At 37.7% G+C, this 16,427-nt stretch carries 14 protein-coding genes; 6 read left to right on the forward strand and 8 right to left on the reverse strand.

Annotated elements, in window-relative coordinates:
- Positions 1 to 31: 31 nt before the first annotated feature.
- On the reverse strand, positions 32 to 451 hold the full coding sequence (gene aroQ, locus JKA74_RS01390) for a type II 3-dehydroquinate dehydratase (protein WP_201429360.1): 420 nt from the start codon (positions 449 to 451) through the stop codon (positions 32 to 34).
- 20 nt (positions 452 to 471) lie between these two features.
- Here aroQ and xerD point away from each other — a divergent pair, with 20 nt between their 5' ends.
- Complete coding sequence (gene xerD / locus JKA74_RS01395) at positions 472 to 1,371, forward strand: site-specific tyrosine recombinase XerD (protein ID WP_201429361.1); 900 nt, start codon at positions 472 to 474, stop codon at positions 1,369 to 1,371.
- A 63-nt stretch (positions 1,372 to 1,434) separates the two neighbouring features.
- Here xerD and coaD read toward each other — a convergent pair whose 3' ends face one another.
- From coaD to JKA74_RS01415, 4 genes are read right to left on the reverse strand one after another with little or no spacing between them, the layout of a single operon-like run.
- Positions 1,435 to 1,893 carry a pantetheine-phosphate adenylyltransferase gene (gene coaD, locus JKA74_RS01400; RefSeq protein WP_201429362.1) on the reverse strand — a complete coding sequence of 153 codons (459 nt, stop codon included), beginning with the start codon at positions 1,891 to 1,893 and terminating at the stop codon, positions 1,435 to 1,437.
- A 2-nt stretch (positions 1,894 to 1,895) separates the two neighbouring features.
- Positions 1,896 to 2,783 (reverse strand): DUF3822 family protein, encoded by an 888-nt coding sequence (locus JKA74_RS01405; RefSeq protein ID WP_201429363.1) that lies wholly within the window; start codon positions 2,781 to 2,783, stop codon positions 1,896 to 1,898.
- A 3-nt stretch (positions 2,784 to 2,786) separates the two neighbouring features.
- The gene (locus tag JKA74_RS01410) at positions 2,787 to 3,359 is read right to left on the reverse strand and encodes a hypothetical protein (RefSeq protein WP_201429364.1); all 573 of its coding nucleotides are present in this window, start codon (positions 3,357 to 3,359) and stop codon (positions 2,787 to 2,789) included.
- A gap of 42 nt (positions 3,360 to 3,401) precedes the next feature.
- Positions 3,402 to 3,908 (reverse strand): NUDIX domain-containing protein, encoded by a 507-nt coding sequence (locus tag JKA74_RS01415; protein ID WP_201429365.1) that lies wholly within the window; start codon positions 3,906 to 3,908, stop codon positions 3,402 to 3,404.
- 44 nt (positions 3,909 to 3,952) lie between these two features.
- Here JKA74_RS01415 and JKA74_RS01420 point away from each other — a divergent pair, with 44 nt between their 5' ends.
- The 4 genes from JKA74_RS01420 (at position 3,953) to JKA74_RS01435 (ending at position 7,626) form a co-directional block, all read left to right on the forward strand.
- Positions 3,953 to 4,414, forward strand: a complete 462-nt coding sequence (locus tag JKA74_RS01420; RefSeq protein ID WP_201429366.1) for a PaaI family thioesterase — start codon at positions 3,953 to 3,955, stop codon at positions 4,412 to 4,414.
- Positions 4,407 to 5,810 carry an ATP-dependent DNA helicase gene (locus tag JKA74_RS01425; RefSeq protein ID WP_201429367.1) on the forward strand — a complete coding sequence of 468 codons (1,404 nt, stop codon included), beginning with the start codon at positions 4,407 to 4,409 and terminating at the stop codon, positions 5,808 to 5,810. Before JKA74_RS01420 ends, JKA74_RS01425 begins: the two co-directional genes overlap by 8 nt.
- A gap of 60 nt (positions 5,811 to 5,870) precedes the next feature.
- Positions 5,871 to 6,266 (forward strand): DUF1573 domain-containing protein, encoded by a 396-nt coding sequence (locus JKA74_RS01430; RefSeq protein ID WP_201429368.1) that lies wholly within the window; start codon positions 5,871 to 5,873, stop codon positions 6,264 to 6,266.
- 175 nt (positions 6,267 to 6,441) lie between these two features.
- Positions 6,442 to 7,626, forward strand: a complete 1,185-nt coding sequence (locus JKA74_RS01435; protein ID WP_201429369.1) for a thiolase C-terminal domain-containing protein — start codon at positions 6,442 to 6,444, stop codon at positions 7,624 to 7,626.
- Positions 7,627 to 7,792: 166 nt separating this feature from the next.
- Here the strand turns inward: JKA74_RS01435 and JKA74_RS01440 are convergent, their stop codons facing one another.
- Both JKA74_RS01440 and JKA74_RS01445 read right to left on the reverse strand, forming a co-directional pair.
- Positions 7,793 to 9,643 carry a PLP-dependent aminotransferase family protein gene (locus JKA74_RS01440; RefSeq protein WP_201429370.1) on the reverse strand — a complete coding sequence of 617 codons (1,851 nt, stop codon included), beginning with the start codon at positions 9,641 to 9,643 and terminating at the stop codon, positions 7,793 to 7,795.
- A 111-nt stretch (positions 9,644 to 9,754) separates the two neighbouring features.
- Positions 9,755 to 10,366, reverse strand: coding sequence for a transposase (locus tag JKA74_RS01445; RefSeq protein WP_201429371.1), 612 nt, complete (start codon positions 10,364 to 10,366; stop codon positions 9,755 to 9,757).
- A gap of 127 nt (positions 10,367 to 10,493) precedes the next feature.
- Here JKA74_RS01445 and JKA74_RS01450 point away from each other — a divergent pair, with 127 nt between their 5' ends.
- Positions 10,494 to 14,996: an ATP-binding cassette domain-containing protein gene (locus JKA74_RS01450; protein ID WP_201429372.1), complete on the forward strand. Its 4,503-nt coding sequence runs from the start codon at positions 10,494 to 10,496 to the stop codon at positions 14,994 to 14,996.
- A 277-nt stretch (positions 14,997 to 15,273) separates the two neighbouring features.
- Here JKA74_RS01450 and tnpA read toward each other — a convergent pair whose 3' ends face one another.
- Positions 15,274 to 15,732, reverse strand: a complete 459-nt coding sequence (gene tnpA, locus JKA74_RS01455) for an IS200/IS605 family transposase (RefSeq protein WP_201429373.1) — start codon at positions 15,730 to 15,732, stop codon at positions 15,274 to 15,276.
- Between the last annotated feature and the right edge of the window lie 695 nt (positions 15,733 to 16,427).

Below are 16,427 nucleotides of genomic sequence, written 5' to 3' on the forward strand. Positions count from 1 at the left end.
GATAGTTTTATTTTGGTCTCTCCTTTGAAGATCATCTGTCTTTGAAGTAATCAATCCCCAATTGATAACCTTTCAAGCCTAAACCAGCAATTAATCCTACACATTTAGAGGAAATGATGCTTTTATGTCTGAATTCTTCCCTTTTATAAATATTGGAGACATGAATTTCTATCACAGGAGTATTAATAGCACCAATAGCGTCATGTATGGCTATTGAAGTATGTGTGTAGGCAGCTGCATTCAATAATATACCATCAAATTGCTCATCTGCCTGCTGGATAGTATCCACTAATTCTCCTTCAATATTCGACTGAAAATAAGCTAAGTTCACATCATTATTTTTTTGTTTTAATGCATGGTAGTATTCCTCAAAAGAAGAAGCTCCATAAATTTCAGGCTCTCTTTTACCTAACAAATTTAAATTTGGTCCATTAATGATGATGATTCGCATTTTATATTTTATTTTCGTTGATGGCCTGGACTACATTCTTACATGAATTTGAAAGTTATCTCAAACTGGAGCGCTCACTTGCTGAAAATACAGTGAGTGCTTATGTTCATGATGTGCTAAAGCTAAAACAGTTTCTTGACATCTGCAATCGGAAAGTCACCCCTTTAGAACTTACACCAGTAGATGTGCAAAACTTTTTAGAGTACGTGCATGAATTAGGCATGACCGTCCATACTCAGGCCCGTGTAGTTTCCGGCATTAAGGCTTTTTATAAATATTTGGTTTTCGAAGATGTTATCTCGGTAAATCCTACGGAATTAATTGAAGCACCTAAACTAGGACGAAAGCTGCCTGATGTCCTAAGCTATGGGGAAATTGAGCGCATTTTTGTTAATATGGATTTAAGCGAAAATAATGGGCAAAGGGACCGCGCCATGTTAGAAGTGCTTTATAGCTCGGGATTACGTGTGTCTGAATTGATAAATCTCAAAATTTCCAATGTGTATTTTGATATAGGTTTTTTAAGAGTGATAGGAAAAGGCAGTAAAGAAAGATTAGTCCCTATTGGAAAAGATGCTTTAAAGCATATACGGATATATATTGACGAAGTAAGAATACACCAAAACTCTAAGCCCCAATGCCGGGATATTGTTTTCCTTAATCGATTTGGAGCAGGTTTAAGCAGGGTGTCTGTTTTTACTATGGTAAAGAAAAAAGCAATGATGGCTAATATCAACAAAAAAGTAAGTCCCCATACCTTCAGACATTCTTTCGCTACTCATTTGATAGAGGGCGGAGCTGATTTAAGGGCTGTTCAGGAGATGTTGGGGCATGAATCTATAACCACTACAGAAATCTATACTCATCTTGACAGGGACTTCCTGAGTCAGACACTGAAGGCATTTCATCCCAGAGCATAGTTTTTCTCTGGAATCCATAATATGGCTTGGAAAATGTGTTTTAAAAAAAAGAGTTAGAAAAATCTAAATTTTGTAAGGCAGAAATTCATCAATATCACCCTTAAATTTGTGCACTTCTCTTATAATAGTGGAGCTAATAGCTGCATATTTAGCCGATGTAATTAAAAATACAGAATCCAGGTTTGCATTAAGGTATTTATTGACCTGGGCAATACTGTTTTCGTACTCAAAATCAGTGGTATTACGCAACCCTCTTAATAGAAATCCTGCATTCAGTTCTTTCGCTAAATTCGAAGTTAATTGGTTATAAACTATCACTGAAACCCTGGGCTCATCTTTAAAAGTTTCATTCAGTTTTTCCACCATAAAATCGATATCAAAATAGCGGTTATGCTTTTTTGAATTGTAGCCAATTGCTATAACAATTTCATCAAAAAGCTTTAATCCTCTATTAACTATATCATAGTGCCCTTTGGTGAAAGGATCGAACGAGCCGGGGAATAAAGCAATCCGCTTTTGCATAATTACAGGTTAAAGTAGTTTCCAAATACATCAAAATACTGATGTTCGGGAACCTCGTCAAATTTGTAGCCAAAATTCAGAACAGTGGTTCTGTTCCCTATTTTAATAGTAGGGAAATGTTTTTTTAATGAATTGAAGTGATTGGATTCTTCGTTGATATAACCCCATACTTTAATAAGAGACTGGGTTTTGCTCATTTTAAATTCATGTAGCACCAGATTAATGAACTTTATATATTCATCAAATTTTGAAATCTTAAAAGAGTTAAAAAACAAAAGTTGATCCTTTTTCGATACTGCTGCATGCAGGTAAAACCTATCTATATAAAGTGAAACAACCACATCATCAGGAAAAGGTGAGTTTTTAAGGACACTGTTAATGATCATCCCACTCTGATGGGTTACTTTTATTTTGCTATTGATATAGATGGATCTAAACCATTGCAATATTGCCTTGTCATAGGTGAAAATATTAACAGAATCATTACTGTTAATTTTATAGTATCCTACAGAATCAGAATCTTCTACCGGACAGTTCATTTTTAATAATGGCCGAGCATTTTCTTTGGAGAAAAAAGAAAGAGGTACTACTGTAAACTTATCAGTTTTAAAACACAGTATTACCTCTTTCCAAAATCCTACCATCAATAGGTGATGATGATCAAATAATGATTTTAAAAGCTCAATTTTATCTTCAGGGTTATCAGTGGCATCAATAATGTAATCTTCCAGAAACAAAACCCTGTTTGTTTTTGAGTCAATGATAGACACCTGTAAATCGCGACTCCCTATTTGTAGAATTAAGCAATACTGCTCAATTTTTTCAATAGAGAATTTATCGTCCTTTACTTTTTTTATTTGTTTGAAAGATGTTGATTTCGCTGCTATCAAAATTTATTCCCAGTTTCCTGATGTTGTTACGTCTGATCTGGAACCAATTCTTAATGCCCTTTCATTATCATCCTTACGCCTTTTAGGATTGATTGGGTTAGGATCCTTCACCTCGAATACATCCACTTTTATGGCACCTTTTACAATTTTATCTGCATAAATGTCAAACTTGGTTTTGGTGCCCGGCTTGTAAGGAAGGTTGGACAATTTGAAATTAGGAACATCAGCATATAATGAGTCATATACAGGAATTGTCCCCAATGTATCAATGTTTATCACCACACTATCCCCACCATAATCACGTGGGATAATCCTTTCAGAGCGTTCTGTAAGGTAAAATTTACCCGTATCAATAAAATTGATTAATTTATCCCAATCACTGGTATACTGCCCATTTACTTTTTGATAGGCAATCATACCTGATCGGATTAATTTTAGCTTTTCTATTACCCTTCTTTCCTCTTTTACAATTTGTTCTTCTCGTTGTATATCATCTGCTACACTTCTTACGAAGAAATAACCAATTACCACTGCAACTAAAAAAAGGAGTATCGAAAATATCTTTGTTTTGCTCATCTTATCCTAATATTATGTCTTCTTTGAATTTTATTTAAAATGCTATTTTAAGGAATTATTCACAAATTTAAAATATCCTGTTAGATTTAAAACTTCTTCGGGTTTATTTATTGTATGAAACATATTATGAAGTCGGTTTTTCTGCTCATTTCTTAAACTATTTTGATCAAAAAACCTTAAATCACTTAAAATCTGATTTTGTTTCATTTCCGGATCTGTACCCAAAACCAAGCTGCCCCCTTTACGTTTCACTTTGAAAAATAATTCAACTGCATGAATATTGCCATTTATAAATTCATTTACAAACAACAGTTGATTTACTTCAATTTCCAAGCCTGTTTCCTCTAAAAATTCTCTCTTCAAATTAATTTCTGCATCTGTTCCAAATTCCAATCCTCCACCCGGAGGCGACCATAGATATTTATTGGAGCCCACTCCTTCATGTTTCAGTAATAATATCTTGCCGGACTCTATCAAAATTCCTCCAACCCTTACTCTTATTTTTCCACCAAATAACTGATTGATGCCTTCCTTTGCTTTCTCACTCATCAATATCCTTATATTTGTGATAAATTACCGGAAAGATAATAATAATGAACGATAATCTATTGAAAGAAGATTTCAAAAACAGGGTAGAAAAGTTCTTGCAAAGGCAGGAGTTTATGAAACACATTGGTTTCAATTTGAGTGTGATAGAAGAGGGCAGAACAGAAGGCTGGTTAGATATTCAAACTATTCATAAACAACAGAAGGGACTGGTGCACGGAGGTGTTACTGCAACCTTGGCGGATATTGTTGCAGGTTTTGCAGCTTATACCACAGTTCCGGCCGACTGCCATGTGGTAACAGCAGAGATAAAGGTGTCTTATTTTAAAGCCGGAATGGGTGAAAAACTACACGCTATTGGATATGTAATAAAGCGAGGACGTAAACTAAATTTTTGTGAGGCCGAAATATGGGCGGTTACTGGAAAAAAAAGAGATTTGATAGCAAAAGCGACTACCACTATGGCAGTGATTACTCCAAATGATGTAAATCACAAAATGAATGCCTAAGGCATCTGACATTATTCGCTCTAAATTTCCTTTTGAGCCCACTCCGGGCCAAGTTCGTTTTTTTAATGCCCTGGATGTTTTCTTTGAGCTAAAAGACGATGACAGGCCCATGATGTTGTTGAAAGGATATGCAGGAACGGGTAAAACCACTATTGTAAGTGCCTTAGTTCAGTTTCTTCCATTATTTAACTATAAATATGTATTGATTGCCCCTACAGGCAGGGCTGCCAAAGTGATGAGTAACTATGCTAAACGAATAGCATTAACAATACATAAAAAAATTTATAAACAACTTGCCGAGCCAGGGAGTGGGGAGCCTTCATTTTCTTTACAAAAAAATTACCACTATAAAACTTTATTCATTATAGATGAAGCAAGTATGCTTTCAGATGATGTGGGGTTTGGCAGCTCAAGTTTACTGAATGACCTGGTCACCTACATTTTTCAGAATGAAGGAAATAAAATCTTGTTTATTGGTGATGATGCACAGCTACCTCCTGTAGGTAAAACCACCAGCCCAGGCTTAGATGTCCAGTATTTGACCCATACTTTCAGAAGTAAGGTGATAGAAACAGTGCTTACTGAAGTAATGCGTCAGGCGCAGGATTCCGGTATTTTGTATAATGCTACTTTACTCAGGGCGGAATTACCTAAAAAGGAGTTAAATATAAAATTTCAAACCAAGTCGTTTAAAGATATTTTCAGGATGACAGGAGAGCGCCTGGAGGATGGGTTACGCTATGCTTATGATAAATACGGAATAGACAATACCACTATTATTTGTCGTTCCAACAAAGCAGCAGTTCAGTATAATGAATATATCCGCAGGCAAATTCACTTTATGGATTCTGAACTTGAGGTAGCTGATTTTCTAATGATTGTTCGCAATAACTATGTATACCAATCAGAAGATACACCGGGTGGTTTTTTAGCCAATGGTGATTTTATGGAGGTGGTAAAAGTGATCAATTTTGAGGAAATGTACGGCTTTCGCTTTGCGGATTTGGAAATTAGACTGACCGATTACAACGACCTTCCCAATCTTCAGGTAAAAATCATGATGGATACTTTGCATTCTCCCACACCTTCCTTAAACACAGAAGATTATCGGAAGTTGTACCAGGCAGTATCAGAGGATTATATGGATTTGGCCACTAAAACAGAAAGGAGGGAGGCTATGAAGAAAGACCCGTACTTAAATGCATTGCAGGTAAAGTTTGCCTATGCCTTGACTTGTCATAAATCACAAGGGGGGCAATGGAAGGCTGTTTTTGTGGATCAGGGATATTTAACTGATGAAATGCTTGACAAAGAGTATGTCAGGTGGCTTTATACAGCCGTTACAAGAGCTACAGATGAACTTTTTTTAGTGAATTTCAATAATCGTTTTTTTTAAAGGAACCATTTTAATTCCATTTTTGTATATTTACGATTGATCAATAAATTTTAATACATTATGAAGAAATTAACTTTTATCCTAATAACGTTATTTGCAGTGAACTTTGCGATTGCGCAAACAGCAGATAGTAAAAATGGCCCTGATATTACATTCCAGGAAACGAGCCATGATTTTGGCGATATCACACAAGGAGATGTAGTTGAACATGTTTTTAAATTTGAGAACACAGGTAATGAGCCACTTATCCTTGCAGATGTAAAGACTACTTGTGGTTGTACAGCCCCTTCATGGCCAAAAGAGCCTATTTCTCCGGGAGAAACTGCTGAACTTACGGTTAAATTTAACAGCCGCGGTAAAATGGGAAGGATTACTAAAGTAATTACTGTTGTTTCTAATATAGGAGAAAATAAAACAGTAAAAATTGTTACTAATATCTTACCAAAGGAATCCTAAGGATTGAAAAATATTTATATTTGAAAAGGCGGGTCATTGATCGGCCTTTTTTTGTTTAAGAGATTTCATTTCATTAAAAGCGTCAAGTAGTGTGGACATAATAGTCTCCATAATTTAGACTCAATCATCCAATATTTCTTCTCCACTTTTATTAACTTGATAGAAAATAATACATATGGATTTAGGTGTAAATATAATCGGAGCTTATCATTCTTCATTCGGTAGGTTAGAAAACGAAACTTTGTATTCGCTATATGAAAAAGCAGCTAAAGGAGCAATTGAAGATTCCAAAATTGAGACAGCATCAATAGATGGTGTATTCGTGGGTAACTATAGTGGAGGAGCGTTCAATCAGCAAGAAAATATTGCTTCTTATGGTGTAAATGCAATACCTGAATTGCGTCATAAACCCATGTATAGAACCGAAACGGCCTGTTCTTCGGGTTCTTCTGCCATTCATATGGCCATCATGGCTATAAAATCAGGCATGATGAAACGGGTTTTGGTAGTCGGATTAGAGAAAATGACGGATTTAGATATTGCAGGAGTTACACAAGCTTTAGCCCTGGCCACCTACTGGCCGGAAGAAGGAAGCCAATCGGTAACAGCTCCCTGCATGTTTGCGGATTTAGCCAAAGGATGGATGAAAAAATACAATTATTCTGAAAAACAGCTCCGACCTTGGCTAGCCCAAATTTCTGCTAAAGCTTATACCAATGCGGCAGAAAATCCATTGGCTCAATTACAAAAAGCTAAATCGGTAGAAGATATTTTATCCCTTCCGGATGAGAAAAACCCTATGATTTTCAAGCCTTTGAGATTGCATGATTGCTCTTTGGTTTCAGATGGGGCTTCGGCTTTGGTATTGGAAGATGCCAGTTTAAGCACTGGAAATAATGTAGCCATTAAAAGTTTTTACAGTGCAGCAGATTATCTGGATAGTTTTGGTAAAAATAAATCCGATCATTTTCTGGAAGGCGCAGCTTTTGCGGTGGATAAAGCCTTAAAAGGAGCTGGTCTAAAAATCGAAGATATCAGCCTGGCGGAAGTACATGATTGCTTTACCATAACAGAGCTTTTATTATACAGTGCCATGGGAATAGCACGAGCAGGTCGAGAGTTTGAAGCTTTAGAAAGTGGGAAAGTCTATGCGAATGGCGCATTACCAGTAAATGTATCTGGTGGATTAAAAGCCAAAGGCCATCCTATTGGCGCAACAGGCGTTGGAATGCACGCCTACATCTACAAACAATTGATGCAAAAAGCCTGGGGACATCAAATAAAAGATGCCCAAACAGGCTTAGTGGTGAATATTGGGGGTTCTGGTACTAGTAATGCGGTTTCTGTTTTAGCCCTATAGCCCCCTTTAATTTCCCCCAATGGGGGAAGACGCACGGAATTACTTTGGTTTTTTAATTTGATGCTTTAGTCATATATCAAATTTTTGGATTAAGTATTTTGAGAGTAGTGATAAAATTAATTGTTTTTTGATGGTATATAATCTGTGAATTATTCCCCCTTGGGGGCTAGGGGGCTATACTTTTCACAAAATCCAAAAAAACTTTCTTATGATGCTCCAAATCTAAATCAGGAGAAACAGACACCCTGGCAATATAATCTTTATCCTTTTCCTTGGTTGTTCCTTGAGTTGAAGTTGCAGGGATCGTCCAGTAACAGCCTTTTAGCTGACCATAGCTCACACAGTATTTACTTTCCTCAGGAATTTCATTGATCATCATATTAATCAGCTTAAGGTTTAAAGCCCTTTTATAGTTTTCTCTTTCTTCATCAGTATTTCCTTTGGTAGGAAGATCTAAAGAAAAGACTGAAGGAGTAAATCCTGCATTTGCTAATTCTTCTGAAACGAAATTGATCTTAGCTGTTGGCAAAACTTCCTTGATATGATTTACAAATTCCCTTGTGTTTTTATAGGCATCCGCAATTCTCTGATTCATGGAAGGCAATTGCTCAGCTAATATCTCAGTTTGAAGATCAGTAGCCTCATTATCGCATAGGATTAGGTGCTTTTCTATATTCCCCATCAGCTTGGCTGCTTTTTGATTTGATGAAACATAGCCTGCCGTGCATTTTCCACCGCTTGGGAACTTAGATCCACTCACATAGGATATCACACGAATATTGGAGAGAATGCCTTCCTCGCTTAAAAATTGTATGTTCGGACAAAAAGTTTGGTCTAAAATGAAAACCGGATCAATCGCCTTTTCACCAGTTGGAGTTTTTCGCTCTTTACTAAGTGCTGCTCTTAATTGCTCCATATCTGGAACTTCAACTCTTGGGTTAGTTGGAATTTCCGCAATGATATAGGGCACAGCATTTTCTTTTGCTACACGATCTAAAACCTTATCAGTACTTTGCACCATATCATTATCACCATCTACTGGTAAATCCAGAATTTCCACATTAGGAATACATGCCGCTACTCTTCTGGCTTGGTCGTTTGTTCCACCATAGCAATTAGGGGGAACTATAATTTTGATTTCTTTTCCTGGATGATTTTGCAATGCCTCCTCAACTAAGCCCATCATGATGGCATACTGAATAGATAACCCACAATTACCCAATAAAGCTTTTGTATCAGCAGCCGTGATTTTTTTAATGGAATCTAAAACGGAAGCTTTATCAGCTTTGAATTTAGCTTGGTCTTGTTTTGGCAGGGTTTGACCTTGCAATAATTGCAGAGCAGCATAACAATTTTGAGGGGTCATGCTTATGGTTTCCCTTCTTCGAACATGCTGAATGGCGGAAATGTAAGCTTCATTTTCCACGCCATTTACCAACAAAATACTTCCTAATTGGCTGTGTAGGCTAAGATAAAAATCAATATTATTGTTAAGAGCTACTTTACCAATTTCATCATTTTGTGAAATGAAAATAGTGCTTCCTTCAAAGGCAGAAACGTCCTCTACTTTTTCAACCTGCTTTAAGTCAAAAGTATATTTGTAAACAGTCTTTACAGTCTCTAAATCAAAATAAGCAGGTAGCTCACCTTTATAAACAATTTGAGTATTCTTTTTATCAAATAGATTTTTTCGTAAAACGGCTAAAACCGGAACTGTTCGTGAAGAAAAACTGATGACCTGATCAGCTGTAAGATTATTTAGTTTAGCAATTGTCCATTCCAATACAGAGGATAAAGGATGCCCTAATCGAATATAGTCATAAGCAGTTGGTAACTCGCTTAATTTAGAAGTCTCAGCATCCTCTTGCGCATATAGCTTTTCAAAACGCTCCAAGAATTCTGTTTTTGCTAATTCCTCCTTATAAATATCCAATCTGTGGGTGGTCAATTTTAACCAATCAGAGGGTACATTCTTTACTACATTATCTATATAATTCAGGGCTTTGCTGTCGATCATTATCATCTTTTATATTTGGGTGCTTCGGATATTATTACCAGATGTTCTATTTAATTGTTTTTTGGTTCACAAAAGTAAAACAATATGGGGGAATGGAAAAATTAGGGGATATTACCAATCATTAAATGTGTCATCCCGCCAATTCCGAGGATTATTTTTAATGTACTCTGAAATGCGATGAAATGATTTTTTATCACGGATAATATGGTCATGAAAACGCCCCTGCCATCCAAAATCAGGATTAATCAATTTGGCATTAACGGTCACGGCCGATTTAAAACCCCGAATAATGGATCCCAAATTTTTTGATTGTGGTCCGAATTGGTTTTTTGGTGGGTTGGTGCGTGGATTATTATCGGTGGTTGTGGTCACCGTAGAGACGCAATTCATTGCGTCTCTACCACGGATCGTACCACGATCCGTCCCCAACGTATTATATTCATTTTCACCAATCCCAATAATCCCATGAAAATGATTGGGCATCACAATATATTCGCCCATATATAAATTCATATCTGGTCGCAATTCAAATGTTTTTTCCCATTCTGTTTCAACGATTTTACCCAAATCGTTTAATATCATTTCTCCATTTCTAACATAACCGTAAAAACATTCCCTATTTTTTGTGCAAATGGTTACAAAATATTTTGCATTGCTACCGTAATCCCAATTTTGTAATCGTGCAGATTCTACGCGGTATTTGTTTCTGAATTTGTCAGGCATGGTTCAATCGTTTGTATTACCAAAATATTAAATTGTAATTTCGTAAAAAATTTGTGGAGACGCAATGCATGTGCAGAGACGCAATGCATTGCGTCTCTGCACATGGTCATGGCAAAAATTAAACCAAATGCGCATCAAAAACGCCCACCAAAATAATCTCAAAAATATTTCTTTAACTATCCCTGAAAATCAATTGATTGTGGTGACGGGTCTTTCGGGTTCAGGGAAATCATCATTGGCAATGGGCGTTATCGCCAATGAAGGTTACCGCTATTTTTTGGAAAGCCTGCCTACCTATAATCAACAAAATGCGCAATCAATTCCCACTGCTGAGGTCGATGACATACAAGATTTACCTCCTGTGATTAAGGTGGAGCAATCCAAACGCTTTCAGTCCATCAATGCCACTTTTGGTACGCTCTCAGAACTGACGCCTATTTTCAGGATATTATTTGCCCGGTATTCAGCAGAAGAAAAGATGAGCAAATCCCTCTTTTCTTTTAATCACCCAAAAGGGGCTTGTGAAAAATGCCGTGGAATAGGTGAAGCGGAATATATTGACTTGGATAAATTAATTGGGGATGAAAATAAAAGCTTAAGGGAAGGCGCCATCACCACTACTTTGCCCAATGGCTATATCGTCTATTCGCAGGTAACAGTGGAAGAATTGAACAAGGTTTGCAAGGCACATGGTTTTAATGTGGATATCCCTTGGAAAGAACTGACTGCCGAACAAAAGAATGTGGTGCTAAATGGAAGTGAGCGTATCAAAGTGTTTTATGGAAAGCATAGTTTAGAATCCAGACTCAGGTGGGAGGGACTGAAAGCAAAGCCCCGTGAAGAAGGCTATTACAAAGGCATGTTGCCGATTATGCAGGATATTTTAAGACGGGATAGAAATCCCAATATCCTGAAATTTGCGAGTTCAAAAACATGCCCTAGTTGTAATGGAGCCAGACTAAAGGAAGACCATCTGAAATATGAATGGAAAGGAATGAACTTCCATGCATGGATGGAGCTTTCCTTGAGCGAATTATATGAAAAGCTGGATAATTTAGCATTATCGGAAGGAGAAAAAGCCTTAGTCGATAAAATTGCTATCCAATTATTTGATTTGATTCGATTGGGGATGAGCGATTATCAGTTAAGCACTCCCAGCGCGGAAATTTCATCAGGTGATGCGCAGCGCATTAAACTCATCAAGCAAGTCAACAGCCATTTGCAAGGAATTTTATATGTCTTTGATGAGCCTTCCATTGGTTTGTCTAAAGATTATAAGCAGTATTTACTGCATATTCTGAAAAGATTGATTAGCCGTGGCAATACGGTCATGGTAGTGGAGCATGATTTGGATTTTATCCAGTCTGCGGATTGGATAATTGAATTGGGGCCAGAAGCGGGTATTCATGGGGGAGAAGTAATTTTCAACGGAAGCATACAGGACTTTCTCCATGCAGAAAATATTTCCAGTCCTACTTTATCGGTACTAAAATCATCAAAAGAGAATGCTGATAAGGCCTCTAAAAACAAGGCGCAAAAAGTATCTGTAGAAACTTTTCAACCCATTTTGGGAAGCTTGAGTACAGTGAGCCGAAAGACTCCTCAAATCCTTGAAAAAATTAATGCTTTTTGTGAGAAAGAAGGATTAAACCTCCTGAGCGTTTCAGACCAGCCGATTGGCAAAACGCCCCGAAGCAATCCTGCTACTTATACCGGTCTGGCCGATAAAATACGTGATCTGCTGGCGAAAACCTCAGAGGCAAAAGCCTTAAAGTTGGGAAAAGGAGCCTTCTCTTTTAATAACAAAAGCGGGAGATGTGAAAGTTGCGAAGGGGCTGGAGTTATTACCCTCTCTATGAGTTTGATGGGCGCTATTAACCAGATTTGTCCGGTCTGCAATGGAAAGCGCTTTAAACCAGAAGTACTCCAAGTGCATTGGAATGATAATAACATAGCCGACATCTATAATTTAAGTATAGAAGAAGCCTATGATTTCTTTAATTCTGAAAAAAAGATTAAGGAAATACTGTCCCTGATGTTGCAACTGGGATTGGGCTATATCAAATTGGGACAACCTTCCAATACTTTATCGGGCGGGGAAGCTCAGCGCATTAAACTCACCAAACATTTTGCCAGACAATCAAAAAAGACCCTTTTATTATTGGAAGAACCCAGCATAGGATTGCATCAGCAAAATGTCCAGCAACTGATGGCCGCTTTGCACCAACTGAAAAAGCAAACGGCTGGCATTATATGCTTTGAAAACCATACTGAATTTCAAACCGCATGCGATATATGGGTAGATAATTCTCTAAAAGCATCATCATTCGATTACAAGGAAGAAAAAGTACAGCAAAGGGTTAAAATTCAAATTTCCGGTGCCAGCACGCATCATTTGAAAGACTTAGACCTCGAATTCCCCAAAAACCAATTATCCGTTGTCACGGGAATTTCGGGTTCGGGTAAATCTTCCCTGGTGATTGATACTCTGCATGGTTACGGGCTTCAACAAATGACCCAGCAATTCTCGACTTATCAACAATCACGGGTGGGTGTAAATTTTCAATTTGAAGTAAATCATATTGAAGGACTGACTCCTACGATTTGCATTACCCGCAAGGAAAAGAATTACTCGCAGAGCTCAGATATCTCCAAGCAAACGGGCATAGATAAAATCTTGCGCTTTGCCTTTTCCAGAAAGGCGCAGTATGAAGGGGAAGAACTATCCGCCAGTCATTTTTCCGATAATCATGAGCTTGGAAAATGTGCTGTATGTGATGGAGTTGGGGAAGAGCTCTTGCCTGATTTGGGTAAATTGGTTTTGGATGCCAATAAAAGCATAGCCAAAGGATTGTTTGCCCACAATAAAGCCATTGCCTATTATGGAAATCCCGAGGGGCAATATATGGCGATTTTGAAAAAAGTAGGCGAGGAATATGGCTTCCATTTGGAAACCCCTTTCACTAAATTTACTAATCAGCAGAAAGAAATTTTGTTGCAGGGAACAGGCGAAAAAGTGTGGAAAGCTACTTGGGAATACCGCACCAAAACCCGAAAAGGAAAGCAGGAAGTAAGCATGCTGTGGCTTGGTCTTTTTCATTATTTGCAAGATGAATATTATAAAACCCGAAAAAATAAAAACATCAGTCAGCTTACTGCCCTTTTTACCCCGGCTCAATGTAGCCACTGCCATGGAAGTGGGCTGAAACCAGAAAGACTAGGTTTTAAAATTGCCGGAAAATCTATTCACGATATCAAATCAATGGATTTTACTGCTTTGGGCGATTGGCTCTCTGGCAGCCGTAGCATAAAAGGGGTGGATGGAGAACTGCTTTCCAAAATTAAGCCTCATCTCCAAAATACGATTAGCAGGGCAAGGCAATTACATATTGACCATCTGCAACTCAAGCGAAAATCCCCCACGCTTTCAGGCGGAGAAAATCAGCGGGTGGAATTAATCAAACAATTGAACAGTCCGCTCAAGGGCATCACCTATTTGCTGGATGAACCTACCGCTGGCTTATCGAATGAGAACATTCCGGATTTGATTCAAATTCTTAAAGAATTAATTGAAAAGGGAAATACAGTTATTGTAATTGAACATAATAAAGCCATTATCCATTCGGCTGACCATATTTTGGAATTGGGGCCACAAGCGGGAAAATTGGGCGGTCATATCACTTATCAAGGAAATTTAGAAGGCTTTATAAAAAAGCCAGACTTACATCCTTTTTTGAAAGTGCCAGCAAAACCGGTTCAGCTTAGTAATGGGAAAGAACATATTGTCATACGTAATCTTGCCAAACATACACTGGTGAAAGATCTATTGGAAGTACCTGTTGGAGGCATTACCGCCATTAGCGGAAAATCGGGGATAGGAAAAACCACTTTCGTGAAAGATATTTTGATTCCAAGTATTCAGCAAGGTAAGCCTGTGAATTGTGAGCGCATTGACTTTCCTAAAGGCTATGTCGAAGCACATTATTTTGAGCCCAAAAAGCTCAGGACTTATGCGGCTACCTTACTGGTGGATTATTTGGATTTACTAAAAGATATTAGCAAAATTTTCGCAAAGGAAACGGGTCTGAAAGCACAGGACTTTTCCTATAAAACGAAAAGCAGTCAGTGTCCTAACTGCAAAGGCAAAGGTTTTGTAGAAACCAGTCTGGATGTAACCGCCAATGCCATTGAAAAATGTGAAGTGTGTAATGGGCTCCGCTATCAAAAGCATATCTTGAGGCATAAAGTAGGTTTGAAAAATATTGCAGATGTGCTTGCACTAAACTTAACCGAATTAAAAATTTGGTCAGACGAGTTTATATCTTCTGCAAAAAGTCTCGAACTCCTTAACCGACTGGAAGAAATCGGATTGGCGCATCTTCGCTTAGACCAGCCGGTGCAGTCCCTTTCTTCCGGTGAAAAGCAAAGATTATTGCTGTTGAACTGGCTCCAAAAGCCAACGAAAAACACCCTATATATTTTAGATGAACCTAGCACTGGTTTACATTATGCGGATGTTGATTTGCTGTATGGTATTCTGGAAAAATTGGCCAATGAAAATGATATTCTGGTCATTGATCATAATTTGTATTTGTTGGAGATGATTGGAGTTGGAACGGTTTTAAATTAATGACTATTTCTGTTTTTTTGGTTAATAAGGAAACAAATGAAACACGTGCCAAAGGGGGATGATATGATTTCAAAACTAGAACAAGTGGACGCTTGGGAATTTTTCAGTTGCAGTTTGTTAAGTAATGGAACTAGGATTAAGGCTCCACATGAACAGTCGGCATCAACTAGATACAAAAGCTTGCTTGATTACGGCTCCATAGGAGCCTACTTATGGTAACTGAAAACTGTTGGACAATCCTAAGCTCCGTAGGAGCGTCCTTATCGCCTACATTCTCTCAATAAAACTCAAACACATATTTCTCCTCATAATCAACCTCAAACTTTTCAAGAAACCCCAGATACTCTTCCTTAAAACTCATGGTTCTATGATGTTCTTCCTGATTTTTTATATAATTAATTACATTCGACCGTTGAGATTTAGAGTATGAAAAAGCACCGTATCCTTCCTGCCATCTAAATTCACGATTATTAAAGTAATTGTCATTTAACCACTTTGAAGAAGTAGATTTAAGCATCATCATATGGTCTGCAATTGACATCTTCGGGGACAGTTCAAAAAAGACATGAACGTGGTCTTTCCAACCGTTGATAGCTAAAGGATAAGCATTGTCATTTTTTAGAATACCATGCATATATCGGAACAATTCTGTTCGTATTTCTTTGGTTAATAAATATTTTCGTCCTTTTACTGCGAATATGCATTGAATGTTAATTTGCGAGTAGGTATTTGCCATGGTTGATTTTTTTTTAGATTCAAAAACTAATGATTACATTTTAATTTTTAAAACTTTTGGCTAATTCTTCTCATATAAGGTCGTTCCTACGGAACTTTTAGGGTTTATATTATAGCAGTTACCAAAAGGTCGTTCCGCTGGAACTAAGGGAAATACTACTAGAAAGAGCATGCTTTTATCTCGCCATCATTTCATCCGCTTTTAAAACACCCGAATTAGCTAAACGAACATGTGGAAGCATTATATGGAAATGTGTGCTTGAATTTAGCCCCATCGGGGCTGACTTACGGTAACAAACGATGAAGAGCTGTAGTCTAGCTCCGTAGGAGCGACCTTATCATAGACTACAACCTATCTACACCTTGCTCATCTATCTCACATAAGGTCGTTCCTACGGAACTCAGGTCTACTTTACCTTATCCTGTTACCATAAGATCGTTCCGCTGGAACTTAGGGTTTTGGGCTAATCGTAAAAGCATGAAGGAAATCTTTCCTCCCGTTATACAAGCCAAATTAGTAGAAAAGATCATTTGGTAGCATTTTATGCAACAGAGTGCTTGAATTTAGCCCCATAGGAGCTTACTTATGGTAACCGACAACTAAGGGCAACAACCTAGCTCCGTAGGAGCGACCTTATCATAGACTACAGCCTATCTACACCTTGCTCATCTATCTCACATATGGTCGTTCCTACG

The organism is Marivirga aurantiaca (assembly GCF_016679925.1).
GTDB classification, from domain to species: Bacteria; Bacteroidota; Bacteroidia; order Cytophagales; family Cyclobacteriaceae; genus Marivirga; species Marivirga aurantiaca.